The sequence below is a fragment of the Arthrobacter sp. AL12 genome (assembly GCF_029960645.1).
In the GTDB taxonomy this organism is placed as follows: Bacteria; Actinomycetota; Actinomycetes; order Actinomycetales; family Micrococcaceae; genus Arthrobacter.
Map to the genome: position 1 here is coordinate 1 of NZ_JASBQY010000019.1, position 16,814 is coordinate 16,814.

The following is a 16,814-nucleotide window of genomic DNA, read 5'->3' on the forward strand; positions in this document are numbered from 1 at the left end:
CATCCAGGAACCGCGGCCGGCCAAACTGCGTGCGAACCCCGGGTGAGAAGAGCACCGATTCGGGCGGACCCGCGACGTTGATGCCGGCCGCCGCGACCAGCTGATCCTCGAGCTGGGTCAGTTGCGCCCGGTACAGCGGCCAAGGAGTGTGCGTGTTGGGAACATACAGGGTCCTGCCTCGGAACCGGGTATGCAGACCGAATCGGGCAGTGACGTGGAGGGACAGCGGATCGGTTGCTTCGGCGTCGAACTCCGGGGCCACCCCAAAATCACTCCGGGCGCCGCCCCGGAACCGCCGCACCCAGTACCCGGCCCGGGGGTTCCCCGCGACCAGCGGGACCGTCTGGCCGGCCGGTCCCGGCTGACCGGTCGGCCGGGCAGCCGGCCCGGCCGCCCCAGCTGTCCCAACCAGCCCGGCCGCCCCGTCCGGACGTCCGCCCTCCAAAGAGGCGAAAGGATCCAAGGCCTCCACCCCGCGGAACCCCGCCCGCGACCACACATAGGGAATCCCGGCCGCCCGCGCAGCCAGCACGACCGCCAGACGCGTCGCATCCAGGCTGAGGAAGACCACGCCGCGGGTCCCGTCGGGCTCCCGGGAGTAGAGGCGCACGTTGATCTCGTTGAAGCTCCCGAAATAGGGGATCCCGGGCCCGCGGCCCAAACCGGCGCCCTGCATGCGGAACCCGATCAGCCCGACCCAGGCGGATCCGTCGAACTCGTCCGGCACCGCACCCGCCGGCATGAACGGCGCCGCAACGGCCTGGGGGATGCGCCAGTGGAGAAAGACCGCGTCCATCCAACGCTGATCCATGATGATCGGGGTCGGGAGCTCAGGGGCGTTCGGCCAGGGATCGGAACGCATTGAGGCGGGCACGCTAGTTAAGCTGCCGGGTGGCGTCCGGAAACGCCCGGCCAACGAGGAGTCCTCCGGTCGCGTCGGTCGGGGCAAGGGCAAGGGCAAGGGAAGCGGCGGCATCAGTCATGTCCTGAGCCTAACTGCCGCCTCCGACAGCAGGAAGCGGTTCAGCCCGCAGGTGACGCGGCGGAGGAACCCTCGGGTTGCTTCTGCCAGGGCCAGCGGCCGGTGATTTCAAGCTCGAGTGAGAAGCTCAGGAAGGTCCGGATCAGCACGATAATGGCGAGCACTCCGACGCTTTCGAAGGTCGGAGTGACGGCGACGGTCCGGATGATGTCGGCCGCGACCAGGAGTTCCAGCCCGAGCAGGATCGAACGGCCCAACAACTGCCGGTAGGAGCGGTAGACGGATAGCGGCTCGGCACCGTCAGGCAGCCGCCGCGGCTGGAAGCCACGCATCGCCATTGGGAGGGACACGATGGCGCCGATCACCATCACTGCCACACCGGCGAGGTCCATGTACCCGCCCGCTGCCTGAATTATCTCGTGAAAATCCATGGTTCCCCTCAAAGAAATGGCTGGCGGAATCCGGGGCACCCGGTCAGGGGTGCCGGACCCCTTCTCCGGCCAGAATTGCCCGGTAACCCTCTCGGAAAGTCGGGTACCGGAACTCGAATCCAGCGCTTCGCAGCAAGGCATTGCTGCAGCGTTTGTTGCCGCCGCGCGACGGCTCGCCGCCGCCGCTCGGCGAGTTGCCGTTTTGCAAGTTGCCGGACTGCGGGGTGCCGTTCTTCGGGTTGCCGCCCTGCCCGCCCCCATCAGCCGAGCCCGACGGCGGCTGGGGCAGTCCCAGTTCGGCGGCCAGGAAGGCCAGCACCTCGCCGAGTTCGGCAGGCTCGTTGTCCACGCCGAGGTACACCGGTCCTGGCGCGGCCTCCATGGTGCACAGGTGCACGATCGCGGCCGCGGCGTCGTCGCGGTGGATGCGGTTGGTGAAGCGTGACTCGGCCGGAATGACCGCGGACCCGATGCGCACCTGGTCAATGAGCCGGGTCCGCCCGGGACCGTAAATACCGCCGAGCCGCAGAACCACCGGGGTGATGCCGGTGCCGCTCAACCGGGTGGCGAGGAGATCCTCCGCCACGCGGATGGTGCGGCCCGAGAACCCGCCGGGTGCCGGCGTCGTGGTTTCATCAATCCAGTTCCCGCCGGCATCGCCGTAGACGGCCGTGGAGGAGACGAACAGGACCCGCCGGACCGGCGCGCCGGAGTCCAGCACGGCGTCCAGAACGTTCGATAGCCCGTCCACATACGCCGCGCGGTAGGCAGTCTCGGTGGGGGAATCCGCCGCGATCGCGACGACGACGGCGGTGGTGTCCGCCGGGAGGGGCGGCAACTTACCGGCGCTCAGGTCAGCCGCGGCACCTTCGATAGCGGCTGGAAGTTTCTCCGGCGAACGCCGCCAGCCGACCACCGGGTGGCCGGCCGCGGCGAACCGCAGCCCCGCCTCGGTGCCCAGATCGCCGCAACCGGCCATAAGTACAGTCATGCTGGCCAGTCTGCCAGTTTTCGGCGGTGATGGCCGCCGAATCCGGTTAGCGCGCCGGGATCGGGAAGAAGACCCGCGGATCCTGCAGCAGTGCCGGGTAGTCGAAGTCCGAACGGTTCAGGATCTCGTCGACCTTGAAGTTGCGCGCGAAGCGGCCCTCCACCGTGATCGGACGTCCCAGGACTTTGCCCACGGCGAAGGACGCGCCGCCGTCGAACGGGATGGCGACGGTTGAGTTGCCGGGAAGCGTGTTGAACGCTTCCTCCTGCTGCTGGCGCTTGCGCGTGGGCTTCTTCACGAGCTGCTTCGGCGGGAGCTTGCGCTGCTTGGCGGGGCGGCGGGCACCGGAGTCGGCGTAGACGAACTGGTATTCGTCGTCGCCCGCGGCGGCGGCCTTCGCCTTGCCCACTAGGGGCAGGCTGACGGTGTCAAGCTTTTCCGGCTCGGTGTCATCGAACGGCAGGCGCAGGACCCACATGCGGTCGCCCGCAGGATCCTCCGGCACCAGCTCAAGCCGGGGCTCGGGCCAGACGTATTCCAGGTCGGGGTCGGTGTCCGGGAACAGCTCGGTGTAGAACCGCGGGTCCTTGGCGATCAGCCGGGAGCGGTGGCTCAGGTGCAGTTCGGGGGCCCCGAGCCACGGCGGCATGGGGATCTTCGCGGCGTAGTCAGGGTGCGCGGCCTGCGGGGCGAATTCCATGATCTTCTCGCGGGTGGTGTCCTCGCCGCCGCGGGCCGTCCACTCGTCGACCACGGTCAGGCCGTAGAGGGTCAGTGCGGGAACGTATCCCATCCACATCCGGATGGCCGGGTGCGACTGCCAGCCGTACTCCGGAATCACCAGCGCACGCAGGGTCTGCAGGGCTTCAACGCGCTGCTTGCCGAGCCGTTCGCGGTCCAAAACCGCGGCGCTCTGCTGGAAATCGGGGAACGGGAGAAAAGTCTGCATCTCTCCAGTTTGAGGCCAAGGAGCCAATGCGCCAATTGCGGGCGGCCGCGGGTGAGCGTGTTCACATTTTGGAATGGGACAGACAGCCCGCATTGTCGGCGGGTAAACTAACACAAAACAGCCCCGCCCCACGGAAGACACGCGCCCATGTCGACGAATCAAGTACTTGCACCTGCGGCGCCGACTGCGCCTGTCCCCCTGCCCAAATACGGACAACTGTTGAGTCCCGACGCCCACGGCATCCTGGTCCTGGAGGAGTTCACAATCGACCCGGCGGCTGCCCGCAAGGAGCAGAACGGATTCCGAACGGCGCTGGCCTCCGTGGCGCTGACCATGCGTCGGCTGCTCGCCCTCCGGCTGTTCATCGCGTTCGTGGCGATCGGCAACCTTCCCCTGTTCCTGCTCTCCAGCGGCTGGGAGATCTACGTCATCTCGCTGACGCTGGTGGTGGCGGTCCACGCTGCGGTCTCCTGGCTGAACCGGCACGAGCCGAAGATCCGCCAGCGGCGGATGCTGGAGCTTCACCTCAACCGCGAAAAAAGCGACAACTACCGCAAAGTCCGCGATGCCGTGAAGTACGTCATCGATGCTCCGGGCCGCATGAACGAGAGCCTCTACCTCGAACTGCTCGCCGCCAAGCGGGTGGCGCTGCACCTGGCCATGGGAACCGTAGCCCTGCTGGACACCAGCGACGACACTGCGTGGAAAGTGCGGATCGTCCGCGAGATTCCGCAGGCCGCTCGAGCCTGAGGCTGGCCGCCTGAGCTGGCTGGGCGCAGTCCCCGGCCGCCAGTCCCCGGGCAGTACAGAAGAGCGCCACGGCCCGGGGGAGTGCAAACGAAGACAGCACGACGCCGGAGCATCCCCTTGGGGAACGCTCCGGCGTCGTGGGTTAAGCCCTGCTGCCAGAGCCGGCCACGGGCCGGCCGAGCTCCGGTCAGGCCGGCAGCTGCAGTACCTGTCCCGGGAACACCACATCAGGATCGCTGATGGTCGCGGCGTTGGCATCGGCCAGCAGCTGCCAACCGCCGGCGATGTTGAGCTTCTCGGCGACCTTGCTCAGCGTGTCGCCGCTCTGGATCGTGTAGCTCTCGCCGCTCAGGGGAACTTCCGCCACGTGGCGCGCTGCCGGGGCAGCGGCCTTCGGCGCTGCTGCCTTGGGCGCTGCTGCCTTGGGCGCTACGGCCTTGGCGGGGGCCTTGGGCGCTACGGACTTGGCGGGGGCCTTGGCGGCCGGGGCGGGAACGGACGCGGGCGCCAGCGACGTGCTCTGCGGAGCGACGGCGCCGCCGGTCAGGCCCAGCTTCGCCGAGCAGGACGGCCACGCTCCCCAGCCCTGGCCGGCCTGAACCCGCTCGGCGACGGCGATCTGCTGCTCACGGCTGGCGCTGGCCGCGGAACCGGTGCCGCCATACGCGGCCCAGGTGCTGGGGCTGAACTGCAGCCCGCCCGAGTAGCCGTTGCCGGTGTTGATGCCCCAGTTGCCGCTGCTTTCGCACTCGGCCAGGGAATCCCAGACGGAACTGGAGGTGGCGGTGGGGACAGCTGCGTTCGCCGCCGAGGCGGAGAGTGCAACGCCGGCGATCGAAACGGCGGCGAGGGTGGCGCCGCGGCGCGCGACTGTGCTGAACGTGGATTTCTTCATGGGGGTGATGCTCCTGAGGGCCACCGGTGCTCGGTCCGTCCCCGGACGTTATCGCACTACTGCCCGCCCCTGACGGTAGAGGTCGTTGCGGTGTCTACCGGTCGGGCAGTATGTGGTGGTGGTAGCACCGGGCATTCATGCCCGGCGTCCGGGCATGACCCCTAGGCTAATCCAGGCTGACGCCGTTATCAAGCCGTTATTCCGGTGTCTTCCCAGCCGGATCAGCCGCCGGCGATCTCCCGGAGCACGCTGAGGTGCTCCGACCATGCTTCCCTCCCCGCCGTCGTCAGGCTGACGGAAGTCCGGGGCCGCTTGCCCACAAAATACTTGCGGACCTTGATGAAGCCGGCCTCCTCAAGGACGCTCAAGTGCTTGCTGAGTACCGAATCGCTTACTTGCACCGCGTCGCGGAGGTCCTTGAAGTCGAGTTCTTGGGCGGCCGCCAGTCCAGCAAGGATGGAGAACCGGACGGGCTGATGGACGATCTCCGAGAGCCGATGCCGGGGGTGGTCTCCGGCTGGGATCATTTGCGGGCCTCGTGCCAGGCGCAGGCGGTGGTAACGGCTGCCAGGGCACCGGCGGACAGGCAGACGCCGAGGAGGTTCTCACCCTGTGAGAGGGCAGCGAACAGGATCGCAACAGCGTAGGTGGCGGTCCAAAGTCCGCCGTAGATCGCCCACCGCTTCGTGAAGCCCTTCTTGATTGACGCCGCGAAGACAGTCATGAAGACGACCAGAATGATATTCCAGGCCATCATGGCCATCATCGCGATGAAGTACGGCGGGCCCGTGGTCAGGCCCATCGCCAATGTCCCCATGGACGTGGAGACGCCAAAGCTGAGCATGAAGGCAATGTGCGGCCAGCCTGCGGCAGCGGTGGCTGAACTGCCCAGGGACTCAGCCCTCGCCAGCAGTTCCCGGGCCTCTTCGGGGGATGGGGCGTTGCTGTCTGTGGCTGGCACGGTGACTCCTGTTCGCGGGCTGTTCCATTAGGATAGAAAGTACTTTCCGATCTGGCAAGTACTTTCTACCCGGATTCGTTCAGCCGCCGAGGACCGCGGCCAGATACGGCGCCGTCCGGCTCTTCTTGGACCGGGCGACGGCGGCGGGCGACCCCACCGCGATGATCTTGCCGCCGGCGTCGCCGCCGGCCGGGCCAAGATCGATCACCCAGTCGGCAGCGGCCACCACATCCATCTCGTGCTCCACCACGATCACGGTGTTCCCGGCGTCAACCAGCCGGTGCAGCTGCGCCATGAGGAGCTCGACGTCGGCCGGGTGCAGCCCGGTGGTGGGCTCGTCCAGCAGGTAGAGCGAGTGCCCGCGCTGGGCGCGCTGCAGTTCGGTGGCGAGCTTGATGCGCTGGGCTTCGCCGCCGGAGAGTTCGGTGGCGGGCTGGCCGAGCCGGAGATAGCCCAGCCCCACCTCGCGGAGGGTCTGCAGGCTGCGCGCCGCGGCGGGGACGGCGTCGAGGAACTCCGCGGCGGCGTTGACCGTCATGCCCAGGACCTCGGCCACGTTCTTGCCGCGGTAGGTGACCTCGAGCGTTTCCGGGTTGTAGCGGGAGCCGTGGCATTCCGGGCAAGGACCGTAGCTGCCGGGCAGGAACAGCAGCTCGACGGCGACGAAGCCCTCGCCCTGGCAAGTCTCGCAGCGGCCCCCCGCGACGTTGAAGGAGAAGCGGCCGGCGCCGAAACCGCGGGCCCGGGCCTCCTCGGTGGCCGCGAACTCCTTGCGGACCGCGTCGAAGAGGCCCGTGTACGTGGCGAGGTTGGAGCGCGGGGTGCGGCCGATCGGCTTCTGGTCCACCTTGACCAGGCGGTCCAGCTGGTCCAGTCCGGAGACCGGGCCGACGCTGAGCGGCCCGGCGGACTCGGCGTCCGCGGACTCCAGGTCCTCGGTGGCCTTCACGGCGGCGTCCGCCTCCGGATGCAGCCGGGCGCCGACGACCTCGGCGAGGACCTGGCTGACCAGCGTCGACTTTCCGGAGCCGGAGACGCCGGTGACCGCGGTCAGCACCCCGAGCGGGAAGTCCGCGTCGAGTGCGCGCAGGTTGTGGCGGGTGATGTCGCGCAGCTCCAGCCAGCCGGCAGCATCCCGGCGGGCAGTTCCACGCCGGGCGCCAGCGGCGGGGGAGCCGCCGTCGTCCGCTGTTTTCGACCCGTCCGCTTTCCCGGAGCCGTCGACCGACCCTGACCCGTTGGGGAACAGGAACGGCCGCGTCACGGACGACTCCACGCCGGCCAGCCCGGCGACGGGTCCGCTGTAGAGCACTTCGCCGCCGCCCTCGCCGGCGCGCGGGCCGACGTCGACCAGCCAGTCCGCGCGGCGGACGATGTCCATGTTGTGCTCCACGACAAACACCGAGTTGCCCGAGGCCTTGAGCTGGTCCAGGACTGCGAGGAGGGGCTCGGCGTCGGCCGGGTGCAGGCCGGCGGAGGGCTCGTCGAGGACGTAAATCACGCCGAAGAGGCCCGAGCGCAGCTGGGTGGCGATCCGGAGCCGCTGCATCTCGCCGGGGGAGAGCGTCGGGGTGGAGCGGCCCAGCGCGAGGTAGCCCAGGCCGAGGTCCAGCAGCACCGTGACCCGCTGGAGCAGGTCCCGGGTGATGGCGACCGCCACCTCATTGGATTCGCCGGAGCTCTGCTTGCGCGAGGCGGTCCCGGCCTCCGTGAGCTCGGCGGTGGGACGGATGATTCCGGCCAGCTCGCTCATGGGGACGGCGTTGAGCTCGGCGATGGTGCGGCCGGCGAACGTCACGGCCAGGGCGGCCGGGGTCAGGCCGGCGCCGCCGCAGACCGGGCAGGGGCCGGTTTCCATGAAGCGCAGCACCTTCTCGCGCATCGTGGTGCTCTTGGAATCCGCGAGGGTGTGCAGCACGTAGCTCTTGGCGCTCCAGAAGCGGCCCTTGTAGGGCTTCGCGACCCGGTCGCGCTGGGGCGTCACCTCCACGACGGGCTGTTCCTCGGTAAAGAGGATCCAGTCACGGTCCTTCTTGGGCAGTTTCCGCCAGGGGGTGTCCACGTCGTAGCCCAGATGGGTGAGGATGTCGCGCAGGTTCTTGCCCTGCCAGGCGCCGGGCCAGGCGGCGATCGCGCCGTCGCGGATGCTCAGCGAGGTGTCCGGGACCAGCGAGGACTCGGTGACGGTGTGCGCGATGCCGAGGCCATGGCACTCCGGGCACGCGCCGGCGGCCGTGTTGGGGGAGAAGACGTCCGAATCGAGCTGGCTGGCGCCGTCCGGGTAGCTGCCGGCGCGGGAGAAGAGCATCCGCAGTGAGTTGGACAGGGTGGTGACCGTGCCCACCGTGGACCGCGAACTGGGAGTGCCGCGGCGCTGCTGGAGCGCGACGGCGGGCGGCAGCCCCGTGATCATTTCCACCTTGGGGTTGTGGCCCTGCTGGATCAGCCGCCGGGCGTAGGGCGCCACGGATTCGAAGTAGCGGCGCTGGGCCTCGGCATAGATGGTGCCGAAGGCCAGCGAGGACTTGCCCGAACCGGACACCCCGGTGAACGCGACGATCGCGTCGCGGGGCACATCCACGTCCACGTTCCGCAGGTTGTTCTCCCGGGCACCGCGCACCCGGACAAAGCCGTCCGTGGGACGGTCGGCGCCAAACCCCTCAAGGGCCGGGCCAGATGGATGGGAAGCATGCTGAGCATTGTGCATCCTGTCGACTCTATCGGTCTCTGCTGCCCGCGGGCATATCCTTACCGAATGGAAACTAACGACGGCGTCGCTGCCACCGGGGACGCCGCAGCGGACAGCCCGGTACCTCCCGCCCCCGAGAGCCCCGACTTCGCCGAGGTTCCGGAGGAGGTTCACGGTCCGCTGCCGGTCGCTGAGCTGCATCTGCACATCGAGGGGACCCTCGAGCCCGAGCTGATCTTCGCCCTCGCGGAACGCAACGGCATCAAGCTGCCGTACGCGGACCTGGACGAGCTGCGCTCGCGCTATGAGTTCACGGACCTGCAGTCGTTCCTGGACCTCTATTACGCCAACATGGCGGTGCTGCGGACCGAGCAGGACTTCGCGGACATGACCCGGGCGTACCTGGCCCGGGCCGCGCTCGCCGGCGTCCGGCATGCCGAGATCATGCTCGATCCGCAGGCGCACCTGTCCCGCGGGGTGGCCCTGGAGACCTGCATCAACGGTGTGGCGTCCGTGCTGGACGTGTCGGAGCAGGAGTTCGGGATCTCCACCCTGCTCATCGCAGCGTTCCTGCGCGACCTGACCGAGGACGCCGCCTTGGAGGTGCTGGAGAAGCTGCTCGCCATGGACGCGCCGATAGCCGGGATTGGGCTGGACTCGGCCGAGGTGGGCAACCCGCCGGCCAAATTCGAACGGCTCTTCGCCCGGGCCAAGGACGCCGGGCTGCACCGGATAGCGCACGCCGGCGAGGAGGGCCCGCCGTCGTACATCATCGATGCGCTGGACCTCCTGGACGTCGAACGGATCGACCACGGGATCCGTTGCATGGAGGATCCGGACCTGGTGGAGCGGCTGGTGCAGGAGCTCACGCCGCTGACCGTATGCCCGCTCTCCAACGTCCGGCTCCGCGCGGTGGACACCCTGGCGGAGCACCCGCTGCCGGCCATGCTCGCCGCGGGGCTGAATGTGAGCGTGAACTCCGATGACCCGGCGTATTTCGGCGGGTACGTCGACGACAACTTCGCGCAGCTGAAAGCGGTGATCGGGCTGTCCGAGTTCGACTGCGTCCGGATGGCGGCCAACTCGATCCGTTCCTCCTTCGCGAGCGAGGAACGCAAGACCGAGCTGCTGGCCGAACTGGCCGCCTCCGGGCACTAACCCTCCCCGTTGCCCTATCACTCCTGGTTGCTAAAACCCGCGGATGGGAACCAGAACTGATAGGGCAAGGGGGCTTCTTAGGGGCCGTAGCGCGGCTGAGGGCTTCCCCGTGGTGGGACGACCTGCCGGGGCTGCGCTTCGGCGGGAGGCGCGGGGACTGCGAACAGTCCGAGCAGCCCGTCGATCTCCCACGTTGCGGTGCTGGGGTGGCGGAAGTGCTGGTGGGGTTCTATGGCGTAACGGGTGCGTCGTCCGGACCGGATGCGGTGCAGGTAACCTCCCTCTTCGAGATCCTTGAGGATCTGCAGGGTTGAGCGTGCGGTGACGCCGACCCTCGCTGCGATATCGGTAATGCGGGCCTCAGGGTCGGCGGCCACCGCGAGCAGGACGTGCCCGTGGTTCGTAAGGAAGGTCCACGGGTGACGGCGGTGACCCCAAGGGGCGGGCGGTTCCGGGTCCGTTTCCGGGTCCTTTCCCGGGACCGACGGCGGGATTGTCATGGATGCTCCTTGCTGACGTTTCGTGCTTTGCCGCCGACGGCTCGATGAGTTGCCGGTGCGGCGTCTTCTGAGTTGTCACTTCTGCATCGTTTCCGGTCGGCGTTACGAGGATGATGGCGTGCATTCGCCGTGCTGCGGCGGTGATGCTCTTCAGCATGGCATTCCCGGTGGTTCCTTTCCCTCTGGACAGGCAGGGCACCGCCCGGACCTCAGCCTCGGTCCCAGTGCTGTCGAGCACCGGGCGGACCCGGGCAGCTATCGTCTCCGCCTCGGCGGTCTGCCGGATAGCTGCGAGCCGGTGGGTCACGGAGTTGATGCTGAAGCCGGTCCGCTCCACCGGCACCAGGAGGATGAGAGGCAGGCTCTCCTTTCTGGCCAGGGCCGCGGCGCGCCGGGCAGTTTCAGGGGCCAGGGGCCCATCAAGTATCAGGGCCGCCACCGGGCGGACTGGTTCACCTTTCATTTGCGCTCACCCCCGGCAGGTGAGTGGGGGTCGGCGTCGGATTTCCCGGTGATGCCCGGCTCGGGAGCCACCGTGACTTTGGGGTCGCGGCGGGTGCGCCACAGCGGTTCCAGAGCGGCGATCTCCTCGGGTGAGGCGGTGCCGAACGGGGAGTGCGCCGGCGCCGCGGGAGCCCTGCGGCCTTGTCCGCGGGTGGCCCAGAGGCTTGCGCCGATGGACACCCCGAGGATTGTGGCGATGACGGCCAGCGAGAGGGGGGTGGGGATGTAGTAGATATCGATCTTGAGGAGCATTTTGATGCCCACCCAGATCAGGACGAGGGCGAGTCCGATCTTGAGATAGATGAAGCGGTGGATCAGGTCAGCGAGCAGGAAGTACATGGCCCGCAGGCCCAGGATGGCAAAGGCGTTGGCAGTGAAGACCAGGAACACTTCGTCGGTGACGGCGAAGATCGCGGGGATGGAGTCGACGGCGAAGATGATGTCGGTGACCTCGATCAGGACCAGCACCGCGAGCAACGGGGTGGCCAGCAGGACGCCGTTCTTGCGGATTACGAAACGCTGGCCGTGGAAGTCGTCCGTCATGGGCACGCGCCGGCGGAAGAGTTTCAGGGCCCGGGACTTTTCCGGGTCAAGCATGTCGTTGCGGTGGCGGATCATCCGGTAACCGGTGATGAGCAGGAACGCGGCGAAGATGTAGAGCACCCATCCCGCGCTGGCGATGATCGCGGAGCCCGCTGCGATGAAGATGCCGCGGAAGACCAGCGCGCCCAGGACGCCGAAAAACAGCACCCGGTGCTGGTATTCGCGGGGTACGGCGAAGTACGTGAAGATGATCGCCCAGATGAACACGTTGTCCACGGCGAGGGATTTTTCGATCAGGTATCCGGCGAAGTATTGCTGGCCAAACTCCGCGCCGTAGATCCGCCAGATCAGGGCGCCGAAGCCTAGGCCGAAAGCGACCCAGACGGCGGACCAGAGCGCGGCTTCCCGGACGCGGATGACGTGAGCTTTGCGGTGTGCAAACAGGTCAACGGCCAGCATCAAAAGAATAAAGGCAACAACGGCCAACCAGGCCCAAAAAGGAACATTCATCAGGGGACACCGCTTCCAGTCAGTTCAACCAACTGGAGGTCTTTCCCGGTCCCAGGGGACCTGTCCCGCCGGGCCGCTCAGGGTCGGCCGTACTGACGACGGGACATTCAGGGGATACTCCCCTCCGTAAGAATAGTGAAGCACACTTCACCTATGACGGCAAGGGACTGCGGCGATCGGCGTCGTCGAGCTCGCCCCGCCAGGTCCTCACACTCACTTGCCCTATCACTCTTGGTTGCTAAAACAGCTGAATGGGAGCCAAAAGTGATAGGGCAAACGGGGGTGGCAGCCGGCCAGGATCACCCCCGGGGGAGGATGCACCGGGTGCCGGTGCCCGGCAGAGTGCTGCTATGACGACGACCGGACAACGGCGGGGCGGCTGGCTGCGCCAGCTGATGCCAGGGCTCGACGTCGCCGCGGCGTACCAGAAGAGCTGGTTCGGCAAGGACATCGTCGCCGGAATTGTCCTGGCGACGCTCCTGGTTCCGCAGGGCATGGCCTACGCGGAGCTGGCCGGTCTGCCCCCGATCACCGGGCTGTACACCACGGTCCTGTGCCTGTTCGCCTATGCGGTCTTCGGCCCGTCCCGCATCCTCGTGCTGGGCCCGGACTCCTCGCTCGGCCCGATGATCGCCGCGACGGTCCTGCCGCTGGTGGCGTCCGACGGCGACCCGCAGAAGGCGGTCGTCCTCGCGTCGATGCTCGCGCTGATGGTCGGCGTCATCATGGTCCTGGCGTCCGTGGCCAAGCTTGGCTTCATCGCGGACCTCATCTCCAAGCCGACCATGATCGGCTACATGAACGGCCTCGCGATCACTATCCTCGTGGGCCAGCTCCCGAAGCTCTTCGGGTTCTCGGTGAGCGGCGAGGGCTTCATCGGGGACCTGATCGGCTTCATCCAGGGTCTGGCCGGGGGCGAGGCGGTGGTGGCCGCTGCCGCCGTCGGGATCTCCGGGATCGTACTGATCCTGGCGCTGCAACGGTGGCTGCCCAAGGTCCCGTCGGTGCTTGTCATGGTGGTGCTCGCTATTGGGGCGACGTCGCTCTTCGGCCTCGCCGACCGGGGCGTCTCACTGGTCGGGGTACTGCCCCAGGGCTTCCCGCCGTTCACCATCCCGTCCCTGGACTTCTCGGATTTCGCGCTGATGTTCGCCGGCGCCCTCGGGATTGCCCTGGTGTCGCTGACCGACACGATCTCGACGGCGTCGTCGTTCGCCGCGCGCTCCGGTGAGGAGATCCGCGGCAACCAGGAAATGATCGGCATCGGCGCGGCGAACCTGGCGGCGGGCCTGTTCCAGGGCTTCCCGGTGAGCACCAGCGGCTCCCGGACGGCGGTAGCGGAACGTTCCGGCTCGAAGACCCAGCTCACCGGAGTGACGGGTGCGCTGCTGATTCTTCTTATGCTGGTGCTGCTGCCGGGGCTGTTCCGGAACCTGCCCCAGCCGGCGCTGGCGGCCATTGTGATCACGGCATCAATATCCTTGGCCGATATCCCGGGCACCATGCGGCTCTGGCACCAGCGCAAGACCGAGTTCAATCTCTCGCTTGCGGCCTTCCTCGGGGTGACGTTGCTGGGGGTCCTGCCCGGTATCGGCATCGCGGTGGGCTTGTCCATCCTCAACATCTTCCGCCGGGCCTGGTGGCCCTACGAGACGGTGATCGGGCGGGTGCCGGGAGTCGAAGGATTCCACGATGTGCATTTCCACCCGGACGCGCAGCACCTGCCGGGCCTGGTGATCTACCGCTTCGATGCGCCGTTGTTCTTCGCCAATGTCCGGCCGTTCCGCGAGAATATCCGGCGGCTGGCACGCACCGAGCCCAAGCCGCGGTGGATCGTCATCGCGGCCGAACCCATCACCGACGTCGACACGACCGCCTCGGACGTGCTGCTCGAGCTCGACCAGGAGCTGAACGCGCAGGGCACCTCCCTGGTGTTCGCCGAGCTCAAGCACGGGGTCCGGACGAAGATCGAACGCTACGAGCTGACCCGCCAGATCGACCGGCGCCACTTCTACCGCACCATCGACGCCGCCGTGGCCGCCTATACGGCCGAGACCGGGGCCGAATGGAGCGCCGGGGACTGACCCCGCGTTGCTTTGTTGGCGGCGGGAGCTACTTTGAGGTGCCGGCCCGCCTGAACATGCGCCGAAGGAGGGTGGCCGTGAGCCACGTGACGGCGCTGCAGACCGCGACACCCCAGGCGATGTCGGTCAGCGCCACCACGGCGGGGAAGTCCTTGAGGACTGCGAGCGCGGTCAGGGCCCAGGTGGCGTAGGTGAAGAAGCCGAACAGGGCGGCTCCCGTCACCCGCTGGCGCAGGGTGGCGTCCGGGTCGTTGGGCCGGACGCCGTAGTGCACAATTCCCACGACATAGATCAGGTAGAACACGACGGCGCCGGCCAGGTTCACGCTGGGCGCCAGCAGTTCCCCGATCTGGCTTTCGTACTGGTTGTTCGCCACGGTGCCGATCCAGACGACGTCGACGACGGCGAAGATCACGGCGGCGACCGCGTAGGACAGCAGCCACCTCTTGAGAGGGGTTTTCATGCCTGGCTCCTTTTGTCCGCGTAGAGGCTGTCGACGATGTGGCGGGCGCGTTCGGTGAAGGCGCCGCGCTTGAGCTTCATGGTGGGGGTCACGATGCCGTTGGCCTCGCTGAGGTCAGTGAGGAGCAGCACAAACCGCCGCACCTGTTCGGAGCCTGCGATCTTCGCGTTGGCGGCGCTGACCGCCTTGCCGATCGCGGTGAGGAGCCGGGCGTCGTCGATCTGGACCGCGCCGCCGTCGTCCGGGATGCGGAGGCCGGCCAGATCGGCGATGCCCTCGCGCTCGGCCCAGGCCGCGACGGATTCCGGGTCCAGCAGCACGAGCCCGCCGAGGAAGGGTTTGCCCTCGCCCACCATCACGGCGTGGGCCACGAGGGGGTCACCCTCCACGTAGCCTTCCCAGATGGCGGGGGAGACGGTCTTGCCGCCGGCGGTGACGATGACGTCCTTGATCCGGCCTTTGAGGGTGAGCCGCCCCAGCTCATCGAGCTCGCCCAGGTCGCCGGTGCGGAAGAACCCGTCCGCGAACGCGTCCGTGTTGTCGGCCGGCCCGCGGTAGCCGGCGAACACGCCGACGCCGCGGGCGAGCACCTCGCCCCGGTCCGAGAGGCGCACGGTTGTTCCCGGCATTGGGACGCCCACCGACCCGGCCTTGATGGACCCGGGCATGTTCCCGGTCAGCGGGGCGGTGGTTTCGGTGAGGCCGTAGCCCTCGATGACCGGCAGGCCCAGGCCGCGGAAGAAGAGGGATAGCTCGGCGTCGAGCGCGGCGGCACCGGAGAGCAGATAGTCGAGGCGCCCGCCCACCAGCTTCCGGAGCCGGGCGTAGAAGAGTCGATCGAACAGCGCATGCCGGACGCTCAGTCCCGGGGCGGCCCGGGCGGCCGGGTCGGCGTCGCGGGCTTCGGCGAACCGGCCCCAGGCGACCGCGGTCTTCTGCGCTGACGCCCACACCGGCCCGAGGTGCTTTTTCGTCGCGGCGGCGGCGGCGGAGGCCTGGATCTTCTGCAGCACGCGGGGCACCACCACCAGGAATGTGGGCTTCAGGGCTCCGAGGGCTGGCACCACGTCCCGGGGGTCGGACAGGTGCGCGATGCGCATGCCGTTGGCCAGGCAGGTCAGCTGCAGCCCGCGGGCCAGCACGTGCGCCATCGGCAGGAAGATGATGGTGTTGCCGCCCTCGCGGACCACCTCCGTGTAGGCGGCGGCCACGTTCAGCACCTGCCCGACGAAGTTGCCGTGGGTGATGAGGGCGCCCTTGGGCGCGGCCGTGGTGCCTGAGGTGTAGACGATGGTCGCCACCGAGCCGAGATCTGCCAGCAGGCGCCGTTCCTCGACCGCACTGTCGGGAATTCCTGCGCCACGGAGCACCAGGTCGGCCAGGTCCGCCCCGGGCCGGGCGTCCATCGTCCAAATGCCCAGGCCCGGCGTCCGGGCCTGTTCGAAGCCCTGCTCCAGGAGGAGGGCATGCTCAGCGGTGCCGGCGATCGCGAGGCGCACGTCGGCGTCGGCGAGGATCGCGGTGACCTGGGGAGCGGCCGACGTCTCGTAGATCGGGACGACGACGGCGCCAGCGAACCACGCCGCCATGTCCGCCAGCGCCCACTCATACCGGGTGGGGGACATGATGGCGAGCGATCCGCCGGGCTGGAGGCCGGCCGCGATGAAGCCCTTGGCCAGGGCCCGTACCTCGTCAACGAACTGCCGGGTGGTCACCTGCCGCCAGGGATCCGTGATCGCCGCGTTCGGCGCCCGTACCTCGAAGGCAACGTGGTCGGGGGAGGTCCGGAACCGCTGCATGAGCAGCTCGGTCGCGTTCCGGTGACCGGTCGGCTCGACCAGCAGCGGGGTGGTGAACTCTCTCATAGGGCGTCCTTCTCCGAAAGTGTGTGCAGGTGGTCTTGCATCAGGTGCTGGGCGACGTCGAGGAAGTCCGCGACGGCGGCCTGGTGGTCGGCGGGCAGGGCCTTGAGGTGCTCATTGGTGGCGGCCATGAGGGGCCGCATCAGGTTCTTGATTCCACGGGTCGCTGTCGGGGTGACGCTCACCTGGACCTGGCGCCGGTCCTCGGTGTTCCGGTGGCGTGCCATGTAGCCGCGGGACTCCAGGCGGCTCACGATCGCGGTGGCGGTGGCCGGGGTGGCGCCCAGGTCCTCGGCGAGTCTGCCCACCGTGACCGGTCCCGACTGGGCGAGCGCCGACAGGGCGTGGTAATCGGTGAGGTTCAGACCCATGACGCGAGCGATTTCCCGCTCGGCATCGCTGGCGAGAGTGAACAGGCCCTGCAGGGCCAACGCCGCCGGGTGTTGCTGCGACGCGGTCATGTCCCCTCCTTAGATACGGAATTCCTTCATCAGTTAATCTTGTTCGATGATCGATTATTCAATCCTATTTGATCATCTAAT

The 16,814-nt window shown here is 68.1% G+C and carries 16 protein-coding genes; 3 read left to right on the forward strand and 13 right to left on the reverse strand.

What is annotated here, in order from left to right:
• From QK291_RS16495 to QK291_RS16510, 4 genes are all read right to left on the reverse strand, one after another.
• A partial coding sequence (locus QK291_RS16495) for a DUF2071 domain-containing protein (protein ID WP_282383786.1) occupies positions 1-862 on the reverse strand: 862 nt, incomplete at its 3' end.
• 161 nt (positions 863-1,023) lie between these two features.
• Positions 1,024-1,413 (reverse strand): DUF1622 domain-containing protein, encoded by a 390-nt coding sequence (locus QK291_RS16500; RefSeq protein WP_282383787.1) that lies wholly within the window; start codon positions 1,411-1,413, stop codon positions 1,024-1,026.
• Between the two features lie 43 nt (positions 1,414-1,456).
• On the reverse strand, positions 1,457-2,404 hold the full coding sequence (locus tag QK291_RS16505; RefSeq protein ID WP_282383788.1) for an SDR family oxidoreductase: 948 nt from the start codon (positions 2,402-2,404) through the stop codon (positions 1,457-1,459).
• Between the two features lie 46 nt (positions 2,405-2,450).
• The gene (locus tag QK291_RS16510) at positions 2,451-3,353 is read right to left on the reverse strand and encodes an MSMEG_6728 family protein (protein ID WP_282383789.1); all 903 of its coding nucleotides are present in this window, start codon (positions 3,351-3,353) and stop codon (positions 2,451-2,453) included.
• Positions 3,354-3,569: 216 nt separating this feature from the next.
• Between QK291_RS16510 and QK291_RS16515 the strand changes: the two genes are divergently transcribed.
• Entirely contained in the window at positions 3,570-4,103 is a 534-nt protein-coding gene (locus tag QK291_RS16515; protein ID WP_282383870.1) for a hypothetical protein, read from the forward strand.
• Positions 4,104-4,290: 187 nt separating this feature from the next.
• Here QK291_RS16515 and QK291_RS16520 read toward each other — a convergent pair whose 3' ends face one another.
• The 4 genes from QK291_RS16520 to QK291_RS16535 all read right to left on the reverse strand — a co-directional run bounded on the left by QK291_RS16520 (position 4,291) and on the right by QK291_RS16535 (position 8,666).
• Positions 4,291-4,998, reverse strand: a complete 708-nt coding sequence (locus QK291_RS16520) for a transglycosylase family protein (protein WP_282383790.1) — start codon at positions 4,996-4,998, stop codon at positions 4,291-4,293.
• A 221-nt stretch (positions 4,999-5,219) separates the two neighbouring features.
• Positions 5,220-5,525, reverse strand: a complete 306-nt coding sequence (locus QK291_RS16525) for a transcriptional regulator (RefSeq protein ID WP_282383791.1) — start codon at positions 5,523-5,525, stop codon at positions 5,220-5,222.
• Entirely contained in the window at positions 5,522-5,959 is a 438-nt protein-coding gene (locus tag QK291_RS16530) for a hypothetical protein (protein ID WP_282383792.1), read from the reverse strand. Before QK291_RS16530 ends, QK291_RS16525 begins: the two co-directional genes overlap by 4 nt.
• Positions 5,960-6,038: 79 nt before the next feature.
• A complete protein-coding gene (locus tag QK291_RS16535; protein WP_282383793.1) occupies positions 6,039-8,666 on the reverse strand; it encodes an excinuclease ABC subunit UvrA in 2,628 nt (875 codons plus the stop codon).
• Positions 8,667-8,714: 48 nt separating this feature from the next.
• Between QK291_RS16535 and QK291_RS16540 the strand changes: the two genes are divergently transcribed.
• The gene (locus tag QK291_RS16540) at positions 8,715-9,806 is read left to right on the forward strand and encodes an adenosine deaminase (RefSeq protein ID WP_282383794.1); all 1,092 of its coding nucleotides are present in this window, start codon (positions 8,715-8,717) and stop codon (positions 9,804-9,806) included.
• A 77-nt stretch (positions 9,807-9,883) separates the two neighbouring features.
• Here QK291_RS16540 and QK291_RS16545 read toward each other — a convergent pair whose 3' ends face one another.
• Both QK291_RS16545 and QK291_RS16550 read right to left on the reverse strand, forming a co-directional pair.
• The gene (locus QK291_RS16545; RefSeq protein WP_348994594.1) at positions 9,884-10,306 is read right to left on the reverse strand and encodes a winged helix-turn-helix domain-containing protein; all 423 of its coding nucleotides are present in this window, start codon (positions 10,304-10,306) and stop codon (positions 9,884-9,886) included.
• A gap of 459 nt (positions 10,307-10,765) precedes the next feature.
• The gene (locus QK291_RS16550; RefSeq protein ID WP_282383795.1) at positions 10,766-11,863 is read right to left on the reverse strand and encodes a TerC family protein; all 1,098 of its coding nucleotides are present in this window, start codon (positions 11,861-11,863) and stop codon (positions 10,766-10,768) included.
• A gap of 350 nt (positions 11,864-12,213) precedes the next feature.
• Between QK291_RS16550 and sulP the strand changes: the two genes are divergently transcribed.
• On the forward strand, positions 12,214-13,947 hold the full coding sequence (sulP, locus tag QK291_RS16555; protein ID WP_282383796.1) for a sulfate permease: 1,734 nt from the start codon (positions 12,214-12,216) through the stop codon (positions 13,945-13,947).
• Positions 13,948-13,975: 28 nt separating this feature from the next.
• Here sulP and QK291_RS16560 read toward each other — a convergent pair whose 3' ends face one another.
• Genes QK291_RS16560 through QK291_RS16570 form a run of 3 tightly spaced genes read right to left on the reverse strand, consistent with a single transcriptional unit; the run spans position 13,976 to position 16,733 of the window.
• A complete protein-coding gene (locus tag QK291_RS16560; protein ID WP_282383797.1) occupies positions 13,976-14,410 on the reverse strand; it encodes a DUF2177 family protein in 435 nt (144 codons plus the stop codon).
• Positions 14,407-16,275, reverse strand: a complete 1,869-nt coding sequence (locus QK291_RS16565) for an AMP-dependent synthetase/ligase (protein ID WP_282383798.1) — start codon at positions 16,273-16,275, stop codon at positions 14,407-14,409. Before QK291_RS16565 ends, QK291_RS16560 begins: the two co-directional genes overlap by 4 nt.
• Positions 16,272-16,733 (reverse strand): MarR family transcriptional regulator, encoded by a 462-nt coding sequence (locus tag QK291_RS16570; RefSeq protein WP_282383800.1) that lies wholly within the window; start codon positions 16,731-16,733, stop codon positions 16,272-16,274. The genes QK291_RS16565 and QK291_RS16570 overlap by 4 nt, the downstream gene beginning before the upstream one ends.
• Between the last annotated feature and the right edge of the window lie 81 nt (positions 16,734-16,814).